11 protein-coding genes are annotated in these 14,804 nt (G+C 67.9%); 4 read left to right on the forward strand and 7 right to left on the reverse strand.

What is annotated here, in order from left to right; all coding sequences use genetic code 11:
• The first annotated feature begins 3 nt into the window (after positions 1 to 3).
• The 4 genes from ABTV91_RS05335 (at position 4) to ABTV91_RS05350 (ending at position 6,562) form a co-directional block, all read left to right on the forward strand.
• Positions 4 to 921 carry a glycosyltransferase gene (locus tag ABTV91_RS05335; protein WP_433853568.1) on the forward strand — a complete coding sequence of 306 codons (918 nt, stop codon included), beginning with the start codon at positions 4 to 6 and terminating at the stop codon, positions 919 to 921.
• Positions 918 to 1,760 carry a hypothetical protein gene (locus ABTV91_RS05340; RefSeq protein ID WP_433853569.1) on the forward strand — a complete coding sequence of 281 codons (843 nt, stop codon included), beginning with the start codon at positions 918 to 920 and terminating at the stop codon, positions 1,758 to 1,760. The genes ABTV91_RS05335 and ABTV91_RS05340 overlap by 4 nt, the downstream gene beginning before the upstream one ends.
• Positions 1,757 to 2,512, forward strand: coding sequence for a sulfotransferase family protein (locus ABTV91_RS05345; protein WP_433853570.1), 756 nt, complete (start codon positions 1,757 to 1,759; stop codon positions 2,510 to 2,512). Before ABTV91_RS05340 ends, ABTV91_RS05345 begins: the two co-directional genes overlap by 4 nt.
• A gap of 99 nt (positions 2,513 to 2,611) precedes the next feature.
• Positions 2,612 to 6,562 (forward strand): glycosyltransferase, encoded by a 3,951-nt coding sequence (locus ABTV91_RS05350; RefSeq protein WP_433853571.1) that lies wholly within the window; start codon positions 2,612 to 2,614, stop codon positions 6,560 to 6,562.
• A 129-nt stretch (positions 6,563 to 6,691) separates the two neighbouring features.
• On the opposite strand, the gene ABTV91_RS05355 is transcribed toward ABTV91_RS05350, so the two are convergent.
• From ABTV91_RS05355 to ABTV91_RS05385, 7 genes are read right to left on the reverse strand one after another with little or no spacing between them, the layout of a single operon-like run.
• Positions 6,692 to 8,815 (reverse strand): hypothetical protein, encoded by a 2,124-nt coding sequence (locus ABTV91_RS05355; RefSeq protein ID WP_433853572.1) that lies wholly within the window; start codon positions 8,813 to 8,815, stop codon positions 6,692 to 6,694.
• Entirely contained in the window at positions 8,812 to 9,936 is a 1,125-nt protein-coding gene (gene rffA, locus ABTV91_RS05360) for a dTDP-4-amino-4,6-dideoxygalactose transaminase (RefSeq protein WP_433853573.1), read from the reverse strand. Before rffA ends, ABTV91_RS05355 begins: the two co-directional genes overlap by 4 nt.
• Positions 9,937 to 9,967: 31 nt before the next feature.
• Positions 9,968 to 10,333 (reverse strand): EamA family transporter, encoded by a 366-nt coding sequence (locus ABTV91_RS05365; protein ID WP_433853574.1) that lies wholly within the window; start codon positions 10,331 to 10,333, stop codon positions 9,968 to 9,970.
• A gap of 4 nt (positions 10,334 to 10,337) precedes the next feature.
• The gene (locus ABTV91_RS05370) at positions 10,338 to 11,561 is read right to left on the reverse strand and encodes an acyl-CoA reductase (protein WP_433853575.1); all 1,224 of its coding nucleotides are present in this window, start codon (positions 11,559 to 11,561) and stop codon (positions 10,338 to 10,340) included.
• The gene (locus ABTV91_RS05375; protein WP_433853576.1) at positions 11,558 to 12,655 is read right to left on the reverse strand and encodes an acyl-protein synthetase; all 1,098 of its coding nucleotides are present in this window, start codon (positions 12,653 to 12,655) and stop codon (positions 11,558 to 11,560) included. The genes ABTV91_RS05370 and ABTV91_RS05375 overlap by 4 nt, the downstream gene beginning before the upstream one ends.
• Before the next feature lie 2 nt (positions 12,656 to 12,657).
• A complete protein-coding gene (locus tag ABTV91_RS05380) occupies positions 12,658 to 14,055 on the reverse strand; it encodes an AMP-binding protein (protein WP_433853577.1) in 1,398 nt (465 codons plus the stop codon).
• On the reverse strand, positions 14,056 to 14,802 hold the full coding sequence (locus tag ABTV91_RS05385) for an SDR family NAD(P)-dependent oxidoreductase (protein ID WP_433853578.1): 747 nt from the start codon (positions 14,800 to 14,802) through the stop codon (positions 14,056 to 14,058).
• Between the last annotated feature and the right edge of the window lie 2 nt (positions 14,803 to 14,804).

The raw sequence follows: 14,804 nt of genomic DNA on the forward strand, positions 1-14,804 counted from the left end.
CGGATGCTGTTCCACCGTGACTTCCTCGGCTACACGGGGGGGCATGGCAAGGTCTGGGACTACTTCCGGCATGCGCTGGCATTGGGGTGGGATGCGCGCGTCCATCTGACACCGGCGTCGCTTCGCGACGGATCCAATCCATGGATGAGTCTGCCCGAGCGGATCGAACGGGAATGGAATCCGGATGCGTTCGACCTGCTGTTCCTTGCAGGCATGGACTGGATGGCACTGTCCGGTCGCCGAAATCCTCCACGTCCGGTCATCAATCTGATCCAGCACGTGCGCCACGGCTGGGCGGGCCACCCATTGCGTGCATTCCTCGGAGCTCCCGCGCATCGCATCTGCGTGAGCCACCCGGTGGCAGAGTCCATCCTGGCGACCGATGAGGTCAACGGCCCCGTCACCGTCATACCCGCGGCACTGGATCTGCCGGAAAACCTGGTGGCGCGATCTTCCCGGGAAGAGGTCGGGCGCGTGCTGATCGCGGGATTGAAGGCCCCAGGGCTCGCCCGGGCGCTTGCGGAGGAGTTGCATCTCCGTGGAATGCGGGTGGATGTGTGCGACGAATGGATACCCCGCCTGGAGTACCTGGAAAAGGTGGCCGCCGCTGCGGTGGTGGTGACCTTGCCGCATGCAGCAGAGGGCTTCTACCTGCCGGCATTGGAAGCGATGGCGCTTGGCGTACCGGTCGTGATGACGGACTGCATCGGGTCACGCGAATACGCACGAGATGGCGGCAACTGCATCCTGTCGGTTGCCGAGCCGCAGGCGCTTGCGCATGCCGTCGAGCACGCCGTGCTGCCCGGGATCGCGGCGCACCTGCGGCGGGGAGGAAGGGAAACGGCGGGCGCATACGGCCAGGCCAACGAGCGCGAACGCTTCGCGCAGGTCATGAAGAACATGGAGAATAACGAGCCTTGAAGCCTCGGAACATCATCCTGACGGGCGTGCCCCGCTCCGGGACCACCCTGTGTTGCAGTCTGCTGGGGCAGGCGCCGGATACGGTGGCCCTGTTCGAACCGATGCCGGTGCACGAGTTGCCCGTGCAGCACGCAGCAGCGGTTTCCGCGATCCGGGATTTCTTCGCCGCGTCGCGCGCCAGCCTGCTCGAATCTGGAACCGCAACCAGCCAGCAGGTCGATGGCCGGGTTCCGGACAACCCGTTCGGGAGCGACGTCGGCACCGACGGGCTGCGCATAAGAACGGCGCAACTTGGGGACATCCGGGTCGAAAAGGCCCTGTCCGGCGAGTTCAGCCTGGTCATCAAGCACAACGCCGCGTTCACTGCCCTGCTCCCGGCACTGGTGCGGGAGTTCGAGTGCTACGCCGTAGTGCGCAACCCCTTGGCCGTGCTTGCCTCCTGGAACTCGGTGGATCTTCCGGTGACCGGTGGCAGGTTGCCTGCCGGGGAGCGGCTGGACCCGGAGCTGGCGACCCGGCTGGACGCCGAGCCGGACGTGCTGGAACGCCAGCTGCACCTTCTGGACTGGCTGTTCTCGCGCTTTTACCGTCATCTGTCCGCTGAGCGCATCGTGCGCTACGAGCAGGTGGTCGCCACCGCCGGCCAGGCCCTCGCCTCCGCGACGGGAGTGGGCGTACCTCTGCTGGCCCTGCACAGCCGCAATGCGAGCAGGCTGTACGACGCTGACGCGTGTCGTCGTTACGCCGAGCGACTGCACCGGCACGAAGGCCCGTGGCGGCGCTTCTATGGAAGCGACGACGTGGCAAGCGCGCTGGATGTGCTGCAGGGGGAGACGTGAGCGGCCCCCGTGTCAGCTTCGTGATCGGTGGTGTGCAGAAGGGAGGCACCACGGCGCTGGCGCGCTATGTCGGCGCGCATCCGCAGGTGGCGCTGCCACGCAACAAGGAAGCACATGTTTTCGACGATCCTGGTTTCGACGAAGCCTGGACACAGGAAAATGTCGATCATGTGTACGCCGGGCATTTCGACACGGATGGAGCAGAAGTGCTGGCGGGCGACGCGACGCCGATCTATATCCTCCATCCCGTCCTGGTCGGCCGCATCGCCCGCTACAACCCTGCGATGAAGTGGGTGGTCATCCTGCGACATCCACTGGAACGCGCGCTTTCGCAGCACAGCATGGAGTCGGGCCGTGGCGATGAAACCTGGCCATTCTGGTTGTCGATGCTGCTGGAGCGATTGCGCCTGCGCGGACACATGGATGACTTCGCATGGCAATCGCCCTTGCGCCACCACAGCTATCGGCTGCGCGGCGATTATGCGCGCCAGCTGGACGTGCTTTACCGGCATTTTCCTCGCGAGCAGGTGCTGGTGCTGCGCAACGAGCGACTGGCCGACCTGCCGGACGCGACCATGCGCCAGGTGTGGGATTTCCTGGGGCTGCAGGCGCCGGCGCAGGTGGACTATCCGCGGGTGTTCGAGGGCGATTACCGGCGCTTGCGCCGCGGAGGATTCCGCTGGCGCTTCTACAGCCGCTTGTTCAGGCGCGAGCTGCGCGACCAGGCGGAAGGCCACGGTATCCGCTGGTAGGGCGTGGCGGTCGCATGCCGTCGGCATGTGCCCCGGTAGAATGACCCGGACGGTAAGCCGGCCATCGCGCGCCGCAGTCCAGATACGGAAGGTTTTTTCATGAAAACAGGAACTGCAGAACCGGGTGCGCTGATCGTGCTCGGCATGCATCGCAGCGGTACGTCGGCCTTGGCCGGAACCTTCAGCATGCTCGGCTTCAGCCTGGGAGACGATCTGCTGCCCGCGGTGGTTGACGACAATCCCAAGGGCTACTTCGAGCACAACCAGGTGGTCGCGGTGCACGATCGCCTGTTCGCCAGCTTCGGCATGGATTGGCAGGATCTGCGCGCGCTGCCCCAAGGCTGGCTGCAGCGGCCCGCCACACGCCAGGCGCGCTCGGAGTTGCGGGAGATATTGATGGCGTTGATGGCCGATGGCGAAACGGCCGTGATCAAGGATCCGCGCCTGTGCCGGTTTGTGCCACTGTGGCGCGAGCTGTTCGCGGAAATGGGAGTGAACGCGCATTTCGCTTTCATCGCACGGCATCCGGTGGAGGTGGCCGCCTCGCTGCGGCGCAGGGGAAGTATGTCCGACTATCGGGCCGGCCTGTTGTCGATGGCCTACCAGATGGAGGCCGAACAGGCCACGCGCGACGCCAGCCGCGTGTTCCTGACCTATGAGGACCTCATTGACGATTGGCGTACCCAGATCGCACGCTGCCATGCCGCCTTTGGAATGGGACCCGTGCCCGCGGATCCCGTTTCCACTGCAGCGGTGGATGGGTTCCTGGACGCCCAACTACGCAATCACCGAGCCACGGAAGAGTTCGCGCTCGATCCGGATGCGGTCGCTGTCTATCGCTGCATCCAGTCCGCTGCGCATGGCGAAGCCGACGAACTGCCGGCGGTGTTCGACGAGATCAGGCCGCGCTTCGAGGCTTCCCGGCGCGGTTACGAAGCGGCATTGGATACCGCGCTGTCGGCGATCGATCTGGATCGGCAGCGTCATGTCCCTGCATGGAGTGAAGGGCTGGGGCTGGCCAATGCGTGGAACGCGCCTCCGATGGCTGCACTCCCCGCGTCCGCGTCTCGCTTGTACCTGCGCAGCAACGACGGGAGCTACAGCGAAGACGGGATGCTGGCCGCGCATGCCACGATGGCCGCCGACGGTATCGCACATGCCGCGTTCGTGGTCGAACCGGCGCTGCCGATGGACCGGCTGCGTTTCGATCCGGAAAGCCAGGCGGGCGCCTATGCCGTCGTCGAGCTGCGCATTGGTGGGCAGACGGTAACCGATCTGCCGGCGCGCGTGAAAGTGATGCACGAGCATCGTCTCGCTCCGTCTGTCGGCGACCAGGTTGCCTGGGCCAGCGATGACGATGATCCGTGGATGGAGCTTGACCTGGCCGGATTGGAGCATCTGCGGACCACGGGACATCCGGTCGAAGTGGAGTTGCGGTTCCGGCGGCTGACCGCTTTCGCCGTCGCCGACGAAGCTGCCGCCATGCGGCATTCCCGGCAGCTGGAGCGTATGGAAGTCCTGCAGAAGACCGTCGAGGACCGAGCAGCAGGTTTCATGCAGGGGCAGGCATCTCTTGCCGACTATGCGCAGCAGGCGCATGCTAGGCAATTCGATTTTATGCAGCAGGCGCACGCCGCACAGGTCGAGCTCTTGCGGCAGACAATGGCGTCGCATATGGCCCGCCATGACGCCCTTGCTTCCCAACTTGGTGTGTTGTCGGGCGTGTTGATGGAGCTCAAGCAGCGTTCCGACCGGCCGGTGCTTTATCGCCTGGGCCGACAGTGGCGTGCGAGAAAGCTCCGCAGCGCACAGCGCGCTGCGGGCTGGAAAGTGCTGGTCGAGCCCACAGCCAACGTGGCGTTATCCTCGAACGGACGGTGGCGGAGCAGTCAACGCGATCCGCAGTTCAATCTACGGATGGCCGGTCCGCAGATGTCGGAAGCTTTTGTTCCGCCGGGCTGGTATGTGTTGACGATCGATGGCCGAGTGTATGAGGGGCGGTTGGCGAATCCTTGCCTGTACCCCTGCCATGGCTGCGGCACTCAAGATTCCGAGCGTATCGGGCTGCTTCCCTACGATGCTGCAGGCCGCAGTGAAACTGTTGTGTATCTGGCGGCTGGCCTGCGTTCTCTGCGGCTTGACCCCAGCGATGAGGATGCCTGTTTCGATATGGACGTCCGCCTGCGGCCTGTCACACGTCCGGCTGCGTGGATGCACATGATGCGAGGTGTGCACCACGCGCGCGGTGGTGGCTTGGCCAATGGAACCAGGTTGTCTTGGTCGATGCTGGTGACCGGAATCACCGCTGGTTTGGGTGCCGTGCGCCAACAATGCCTGATTGACTATCGGGCGCTGCAATCCCGGCTATCCAGCGATTACGCCCGGTGGATCGGCCGGAATGAACCGGTGTCGAGCCCGGCCGATGTCGCCGCGCGCCTTGCCGCGTTGCCGCGCCGGCCGTTGCTGTCGGTGGTCATGCCGGTCTACGAGGCGCCGGAACGCTGGCTGCGGCGCGCGCTGGACAGCGTGATCGAGCAGCACTATCCGGATTGGGAATTGTGCGTCTCCGACGACGCCTCGCCGTCGCCGCACGTGCGCAGGGTGCTGGAGGAATACCAGCGGCGCGACCGACGGATCAAGGTCGTCTACCGGCAGAAGAACGGGCATATCTCCGAGTCGTCCAACTCGGCGCTGGAGGTGGCCACGGGCGAGTACATGGTGCTGCTCGACCACGACGACGAGCTGCACGCCGAAGCGTTGCTGCTGGTCGCCGAGGCGGCCTGCAGCGCGCCGGATGCCAAGCTGATCTACAGCGACGAGGACAAGATCGACGAGGACGGCCGGCGCTTCGATCCCTACTTCAAGGCGGACTGGAACTACGACCTGTTCCTGGGCCAGAACTGCATTTCGCATCTTGGCGTGTATTCGCTGCCGCTGGTGCGCGAGCTCGGCGGCTTCCGCAAGGGGCTGGAAGGCTCGCAGGACTGGGACCTGGCGCTGCGCTGCGTCGAGCGCATCGCGCCCGGGCAGATCGTGCACATCCCGCGTGTCCTGTACCACTGGCGCGCGATCCAGGGCTCGACCGCACTGGCCGCCGGCGAGAAGAACTACGCGGTGGTCGCCGGCCGCCGCGCGGTCGAGGAGCACCTGCAACGCACCGGGCAGGCGGGAGAGGTGAGCATTCTCCCGGCCAGCATGATGCGGGTGAAGCGGCCGGTGCCGGTGCCTGCGCCGAAGGTGAGCCTGGTCATTCCCACCCGCGACCGCGTGGACCTGCTGCGCATGTGCGTGGACAGCATCCTCGAGCGCAGCACCTATCCGGACTACGAGATCCTGGTGGTGGACAACGGTTCGGTCGAGCCCGAGACGCTGGAATACTTCGCCCGGATCTCCGGGCTCGCGAACGTGCGGGTCCTGTCCTATCCAGGCGAGTTCAATTATTCGGCGATCAACAATTTCGCCGTGGCCCAGGCGCGCGGCGAGGTCATCGGCCTGGTCAACAACGACATCGAGGTGATCTCCGCCGACTGGATGGAGGAGATGGTCGCCCATGCGATGCGCCCGGACGTGGGCGCGGTGGGCGCGATGCTCTACTACCCGGACGACACCATCCAGCATGCCGGCGTGCTGGTCGGCCTGTGCGGGGTGGCGGGCCATGTCGGCAGCCGCCATCCGCGCGGCAGCCAGGGGTACTTCGGGCGCATGCTGCTTGCACAGGAATTGTCGGCGGTGACGGCCGCCTGCCTGCTGGTGCGGCGCTCGGTCTACGAAGAGGTCGGTGGACTGGACGAGCGCCTGCGGGTGGCCTTCAACGATGTCGATCTGTGCCTGCGCATCCGCGAGAAGGGATACCGCAACCTGTGGACGCCGTTCGCCGAGCTGTACCACCACGAATCGGCGTCGCGTGGCCTTGAAGACAATCCGGTGAAGCAGGCCAGGTTCATGTCCGAGGTGGCGTTCATGCAGGAACGCTGGGGCGAGGCGCTGCAGCGTGACCCAGCCTACAACCCCAACCTCTCCTTGACCCAGCCATTCGTGCTGGAGTCCTGATGCCGGAAGGAGGGGCGGCGTTGCGCCGCCCCTCCTGTCGTTGCTGCGGCGTTCCGCTTGGAACGCGGCGCGTGTCTCTTGCATCCCGGTACGACGCATGCGCGTAGCGCTGCGTGCTGCAACCCTGCGTCAGGTCAGGTGCGGCAATGCGATGCGGGTGAACGAGGCGGCCGAGAGGAGGAAAAGGAACAGCGCCGCGGCGGTGAACAGCTGCCTGGCGCGCGGCGATTCCCCGGTCCGAATGAAGAAGGGCATCATCATCACCAGGATGCCCAGGACGTAGCGCCCCTGCGGCTGGAAGTCGTACACCCAGCTGTGCAGGAACGAGGCGAGCACCAGGGCGGCGGCGCAGCCGGCGCTGGCGATTACCTCGGCGACGGTCAGCGTGCGCGTCGCCAGGCCCCAGCCCAACGCCAGCAGCAGGAGTGCGGACACGCCCCAGCCCATGGCCCGGTAAACGATGCCGGCATCGTAGTACTCCATGTACCCGTAGACGCCGAAGAAGCTGCGGAAGGTCGTCGTATGCCACGTCCTCGGCGCGTCCAACAGGCCCCCAAGGGGGATGCCCTTTTCCTGCAGGCGCAGTCCCGGATACTGCTCGACCAGGCTGTCGGCCACCGACGGCTTGAAGGCAGGGGCCGCGTAGCGTTCGCGCTGTTGCTCGATCAGCGCCGATTTGCCCGGTTCGCCACGGTGCTTGTAGGCGTCCGCGCCGATCCAGGGCAGCGCCACGGCTGCCGCCAGCGCGAGCACGATGGCGATCCGGCCGACGCCGCGCCGGCTGTCCGGTTCGCGCAGCAGCGTCCAGGCCGAATACAGGCAATAGCCCAGCGCGACTACGGCCAGCACGCCCGCCAGGCCAAGCATGCCCTGGCCCACGGCCGCCGCGAGCGCGGCGCCGGCGCCGTTGGCCGCGACTCCCAGCAACAGGAGCGTGACCAGCGCCAGCACGAGGCCGGCGCGCAGGCGCAGCGCCACCACCGACATGGACAGTGCGATGAAGGCGGCAACCGGCCAGTAGTTCTTCTTGGACAACAACAGCAGACCGAAGCAGGTGCAGAACAGCAGCATGTGCCCCAGTGTCGCCGTGTCGAACGGCCCCCGCCGCTGCAGGAAGCGCTGCAGCGGGCCATCCGGCATCAGCGCGACCACGCAGGCCAGCATGCCCAGCGCGAAGGGCAGGGCATCGCCGTTGAAGTAGGAAAACACGTACCAGAGCTGTGGCGTCACCAGCAGCGGGATATAGCTCCCCCGTGGCGCCCCGACCGCCACCAGGCCCACGAGCATGAGCGCGAACATCGCCAGGTTGAAGGCGCGGAAGGAGAGTATCTCGTTCATGCCCAGCTCGCGGAACAGGCGCGATGCCTTGCCGGCGAACAGGTACACCACGTTCCACTCGGACAGGTAGGTCACGCCGTAGGGGCTGGTGGTGAAGCTGGGGACCAGGTCGGGGGCATCCATCCTCGGCGGGGCCCAGTGCCGCTGGAAGTAGCGGGCATCGGCCTCATGCAGGCGTTCATCCGGATGCAGGGAGCGGCCATTGGTCGGCGAGAACATCGCCATGGCCGAACACAGACCGAGCGCGACCAGCGCCAAGGCCAAGGTCGGCCTGGACAGGCGGAGGAACCGCAGGCCGGCCACGCCCAGCAGGCAGAGCCAAAAACCCCACCACAGGGCCGTCCATGCGGCCGGCGCGATGCCGGTATTGCTCGGCAGGGGAATTTCCAGCGCGACCGGCAGCTGGGGGTCGTTGGCGCCTTCGGCAACCAGGAAACGCGCGTGGCCGTGCTCGTCGGTCCCGTCGCGCGCGATCTGCGGGCCTTGCAGCTGCAGGGGGTCGGCCAGTACGCGCGCTTCATGCGGGTTGGTACCGGCGGCCGCTATGCGGGCGAACACGATCGGCGCGGCGCCGGGGGCTGGATCCAGCCGCAGGCCGCGGACGTTGCCGCGCGGCAGCCGGTAGCGAAGTTCGGTCTGGCCGGCGGGGTAGGTCAGCGTGGTCGAGAGCGATTCGGACAGGCCGCCGCCCGTGTCGAAGTAGACCTGCAACTGGCCGGGCTCGGCGCTTTCCACGGTGACGACCAGCGCCTGCCGGTCGTAGGGGACGGCCAGCAGCAACAGCAGCAACAGGCCGGCGGCCAGCAGCAGTACGCCCTGCAGGCGCTGGCGCGGGGTCGATGCGGCCAGCCGGGCGGGCAGGGATTGCAGGTAGGCCCGGGCCGAACCCGGGACCGGAACCGTCGCCTCGTTCATGCGAGCACGTCGTCGGCGGCGGCGAAGATCGCATCGAGGTGTTCCTCCACGCCGATCCACAACGGCATGCGCACCAGGCGCTCGCTGAGTGCGTCGGTGTTGCGCAACTCGCCGTGCGTGCGCGCGGTTTGCAGGCCTGCCGGCGCCGAGTGCAGCGGGATGTAGTGGAACACCGTCTGCACGCCGCGGGCCTTCATCCCGGCGATGAAGCGGGTGCGCGCTTCGAGGTCGGGCAGCAGCATGTAATACATGTGCGCGTTGTGCTCGCAGTCGGCCGGGACGACCGGACGGCGCAGCCGGCCGGCCTTCTCGTGCGGCGCGGCCCACTGGTGGTAGCGCTCCCAGATTGCCAGGCGGCGCGCGGTGATCTGGTCGGCTTCCTCGATCTGCGCGCACAGGAACGCGGCGGTGATCTCGCCGGGCAGGAACGACGATCCCACGTCCACCCAGGTGTACTTGTCGACCTGGCCGCGGAAGAAGCGGCTGCGGTTGGTGCCCTTCTCGCGCAGGATCTCGGCGCGCTCGCCGAAGCGCGCGTCGCGGCAGAGCAGCGCGCCGCCTTCGCCGGAGATGATGTTCTTGGTCTCGTGGAAACTCAGCGCGCCCAGTTCGCCGATGGTGCCCAGCGGGCGCCCCTTGTAGGTGGACATGATGGCCTGCGCCGCGTCCTCGACGATGGCCAGCCCGTGGCGGGCGGCGATCTCCACCAGCGTGTCCATCTCGCAGGCCACGCCCGCATAGTGGACCACGCAGATGGCGCGGGTACGCGGGGTGATCGCGGCCTCGACCAGGCGCTCGTCCAGGTTCAGCGTGTCCTCGCGCACGTCCACGAACACCGGCACCGCACCGCGCAGCACGAAGGCGTTGGCGGTGGAGACGAAGGTGTAGGACGGCATGATCACTTCATCGCCGGGCTGCAGGTCGAGCAGCAGGGCGGCCATTTCCAGCGCGGCGGTGCAGCTGTGGGTAAGCAGCGCGCGCTGCGCGCCGGTCCGCTGCTCGAGCCACGCGTGGCTGCGCTTGGTGAACTGGCCATCGCCGGACAGGTGGCCGTTGGCGTGCGCCTGGGCGATGTGCCACAGCTCGCGGCCGGTCATGAAAGGCTTGTTGAAGGGAATCAAGGGAGGCCTCGCGGAGTGCGTTGAGGTGGTGTCAGGCGACCGATCGCGAAAGCACGACCACGCCCAGCATGATGATCAGCGTGCCGGCGATCTTGTAGCCGTCCAGCTGCTCGTGGAAGATCGCCACGGCCAGCAGCGCGACCAGGAAGAAGTTGATCGCCATGTACGGATAGGCGCGGCTGATCGGCATCTTGCTGATCGCCGCCATCCAGCACAGCGATGCGCCGAATGCCGCGGCGAAGGCGGAGATCACCCACGGCTTGAGCAGCAGCTGCACCAGGTTCAACGGCTGCAGCGGCGCCGCCAGCAGGTGCCCGTGCACGCCCACCTGCCATTTCAGGATCAGCTGGCCGTAGACGGTCAGCAGGATGGTGAGGGCGATGAATACATAGCTCATCGGGTCAGTTTCCAGGCAGGGTGATCTTGCGGGTCAGCACGTCCAGCAGGTCGGTGCCGTCCCAGACCGGATGGAAATCCAGCGCGCGGCCGAACGGCACGATGCGGTCCAGCGCGCGGTTGCCGAGCCGGTCCAGCAGCGCGACCAGCGCCTGGCGGGAGAAGCCATGCTGGACCAGGGTCTGGTCGCGGTCGTCCAGCTGCGGGGCGAGCTCGGCCAGCGACCCGAGCCGGACATCCACCACCAGCCCGTGCCCGCTCTGCAGTTCGCGCAGGCGTCCGTCGGCACGGTCGGCGTCCAGGGTCAGCGGGTAGCTGCCCAGCGCGCCGTTGGCGTGTACGCCCGGCGCCAGCGCCGCCATCAGGTGCGCATCGGTGACCCGGGCCATCAGCGCGGCGGGTTCGTCCGCGACCAGCCCCGACTGCGCGCGCACGACCGGCCAGAAGCGCGCGCGCGCGGCGTCCACCGTGTCCGCCGTGCCGACCCAGTACAGCGTGCGCGGCGAGGAACAGGCCTGCTGGCCGAACCAGAGCACGTCGTTGATGAAGCGGTGCGCGAGCTGCTGCAGTTCAACGTCCTCGGCCGCGGCGACCGCCGCGGCGTCGATGGCCGCCACGCCGAACCGGTCGGGGAAGGCCAGTTCCAGCGCCAGCGGCGCCAGCGGCAGCGAGCGGATCTTGGCCACGGTCGCGTCGCCGCCCCAGATGATGCGCGCGTGGCAATGGCGCGACAGCAGCGTGGTCACCGCATCGTCGTGCGGATAGGTCAGCAGCACGCTGCGCTGCAGGACTTCGCCGTGCAGGCCTTCGGCCTGCATCGCGTGCAGGATCGAAACCAGCGCCTCGCGTTGCGCGCTCGGCTTCTGCGAAAGGCGCGCGACGTTGCGGTTGCCCGCGAGCACCGACATCAGCCAGGCGTAGGCGAACAGCACATCGACGTTGGCCGGCGCGAGGTGGAATACCAGGCCGCGCGCGAGCAGGTGCTCGTTGGCCGGCGTCTGCAGGCGGCGGGAAAGATGTTCCAGCGCCGCCGGCCGGAACCAGTGGGCCAGGGTGGCGAGTTCGGGATGCTCGCGCAGCACCGGCAGGGCGAACACCCGGCGCGCGAAGTCGGCCACGAAGGCGCGCGCCTGCGCGCTGAACGGCGGCAATGGCGCCAGGCCGGCGAGGCGGGACAGCTGCGCATCGAGCGGCGCGTCGCCGTCGACGGAGAACAGGATGCGGGTCATGCGGTCGGTACCGTCCTTGTGTCGCTGCAGCCACGTACTTCAACGTTCCTGATGCGGCCGAGCACGCCGAAATGCTTGCCCGGGCGCCCGCAGGAGCAGTCGTCCTCGCCATGGATCACGCCCAGGTCCTCGGTGAGCAGGCTGTGCCCGGGATAGCTGCCGGGCAGCAGGCTCAGTACCTGGATCGCGCCGATGGTGCCGTTCTCGACCGGGGCAAGATCCTGCAGGTCGCGGATAATGACGTCGGCGTAGGCCGGCGCGTGCAGGTGCCCGTGTTCGCATTCGAAGAAGATCGATCCGACCTGTTCGACCATGCCGTAGTAGTTGTGCACCCGTTCGATGCCGAACGCGGCGGACAGCGCGGCCTTGTAGGCGGCGTTGTCGACCTTCTGTTCGTCCATCTTCTTCCAGCCGCCGCCATGCACCAGCATGCTGCCGGCCGGGAAGCGCAGCTCCACCCCGTCGCGCCGCGCGGCCTGGACGAACGACTGCCAGACGATGAAGGTGAATCCGAACAGCAGTACCGGTTCCTCGGGCGCCCTGGACAACCACTGCGCCAGCGCGTCCCAGTCGGGCTGCAGCTGTTCGTCGAGCAGGTAAAGATGATCGCGGCCGAAGTTGGAGAAGCCCAGGATGCCGGCCGCGCGCGCGTTGAAGCGGCTGCGGTCGCGCAGGAAGCTGTCGTCGTCGACCACCAGCATGCGCATGCGGCGGTTGCCGGCGAAGTGGGAGAAGATCCGCGTCAGGGCGCGCGTCTGCGCGCGTGCGGTCTCGGCGTCGAGGAAAATGCGCGATACCGCCGCGCCGGTCGTGCCGCTGGACACCAGCGTGCGCAGCACTTGGTCGTCGGGGACGCTCTTCAGGTCCAGCTGCTTGAACAGCCGCACGGGCAACCACGGCAGCGCCTCGAGGCTGTCGGCCGCGCCGCCCTGCCAGAGCGCGTCGAGCATCGCCGCGTAGGGCGCGCAATGCGCGTGGTGGTGGCGGGTGAGCGACTGCAGCCCGTGCAGCAGCCATTCGCGCTTGGCCTGGCGATCCAGGCCGAAGACATCGACGTCCAGCGCGGCCGAGGCCTGCGGCGCCGTGGGTGCCATGTTCACTTTCCGGTTCCTTCCCCGGCCAGCTGCCGGAGCGACGGGTAATCGGTCTTGCCGTTGGACAGCAACGGCAAGGCCTCCAGGTGGATGCAGCGCACCAGCCCGCCGAACAGCTTGTAGCGCGCCTGCACCAGGCGGCGGACCTCGTATTGCGCGGCCGCCTCGCCGCCGTGGCTGAACACCACCAGGTCGTCGTCGCTGCCGGAGCAGGCGATCTGCCGGCCCAGCGCGGCCGACAGCATGGCTTCGACCTCGTCCAGGTTGACGCGGTTGCCGGAGATCTTCAGGAAGCGCTTGGCGCGGCCGGTGATGTAGTGGAAGCCGTCGGCGTCGACGCGGGCGAGGTCGCCGGTGCGCAGCACGCCGTGCTGTTCGTCGGCGCCCGCCAGTTCCGCGCGCGAGGTGGCGTATCCCATCATCACGTTGGGGCCTTCGTACACCAGTTCGCCGCTGCCGGCGTCGACGTGCATGCGGCCGCCGGGGACCGGGATGCCGATGCTGCCGACCTTGTCCAGCAGGCGTTCCGGCGGTACGTAGCTGATCCGCGGCGAAGCTTCGGTCTGGCCGTACATCACGAAGAACTGCAGGCCATGGTCGCGGGCCGATTCGGCGAAATGCCCCACCAGCTCGTCGCGCAGGCGCCCGCCGGCCTGGGTCAGCATGCGCAGGCTGGGCAGCTGCAGCCGCGCCAGGCCCATGCGACGCAGGATCTCGTAGGTGGCCGGGACGCCGGACAGCGAGGTGACCGCGTTGCCGCGCGCCGCGTCCCAGAACTCGCGCGTCATCAGGCTGTCTTCGCTGAGCACCACGCAACCGCCGCAGCCGAGGTGGCTGTTGAGGATCGACATGCCGAAGGAATAGGCCAGCGGCAAGGTGGTGATGGCGCGGTCGTCGGCGGTCAGGCCGAGGTAGGCGACGATCGAGGCGGCGTTGCTGGCCAGTCCCTGCGCCGACAGGCGCACCAGCTTCGACGAGCCGGTACTGCCGGACGTGCTCAACAGCACCGCCAGGTCCGGGTGCGGCGCGGCCCCGCCGGGGCCGGCGTCGCGGACGTGGATGCCCAGGCGGTCGCCGGCGTACGTCGTCGTGTATCCCCGTGGTGCCGGGCCGGGCGTCGCGATCCACTCCGGGGCGTAACGGGCGACCAGGGCCGCCAGCAGTTCCGGATCGGTATCGGCCTGCACCAGCAGCGGCACCTGGCGCGCGCTGCGCAGCGCGCCCAGGTACAGCGCCACGGCTTCGATCGTGCTGGGCATCGCCAGGATGCCCATGCCGCGGCCGGGCGGAAGCCGGGTCGCGAGTTCATCGGCCAGTGTGGCCAGTTCGAGGTAACTGAGCGTGCGCGATCCTTCGACCAGGGCCGTGCGCTCTCCATGGGGCAACTGCCAGAACCGCATTCAGACCACCATCTGTCCGTCGATGCCGATGACTTGGCCGGTGACGTAGGTCGACTGGTCGCCGAGCAGGAACGCGACCAGTTCGGCGACCTCGCGCGGCGTGCCGGCGCGGCCCATGCCGATCGACGCCACGCGCCTGGCATGGGCGGCCTCGGGCATGGCGCGGGTCATGTCGGTGTCGATGAAGCCGGGCGAGACCGCGTTGACGCGGATCCCCTTGGCGGCCAGTTCCTTCGAGGCCGAGCGCGTCGCCCCGACCAGGGCGGCCTTGCTGGCCGCGTACAGGCTCAGGCCCGCCGCGCCGTTGACGCCCATGATCGATACCAGGTTGACGATGCTGCCGCGCTGCGCGCGCGCCATCAGCCGTGCCGCGTACTGCATGGTCATCAGCGGCGCTTTCACGTTCACCGCCAGCACGCGGTCGATGTCCTCGGCGCGGATCATGCCGAGCAGGCCTTCGTGCAGGACGCCGGCGTTGTTCACCAGGCCGTCGAGGCGGGCGAAGCGGCTGAACACCTGCTTGAACAACCCCGCCACCGCGTCCGCGTCGGCCAGGTCGATCGCGGCGACCATCGGCTCCGGCGCGCCGCGCGCGGCGAGGTCCGCGGCCAGCGCCTGCAGCGCTTCGCCATCGCGCGCCACCATCACCAGCTGCGCGCCCTGCGTGGCGAGCAGTTCGCAGATGGCCCTGCCTATGCCGCGCGAGGCGCCGGTGACCAGGATGACGGGGACGTCCGCGGTACCCATCG

Source organism: Stenotrophomonas nitritireducens, assembly GCF_050984405.1.
In the GTDB taxonomy this organism is placed as follows: Bacteria; Pseudomonadota; Gammaproteobacteria; order Xanthomonadales; family Xanthomonadaceae; genus Stenotrophomonas; species Stenotrophomonas nitritireducens_B.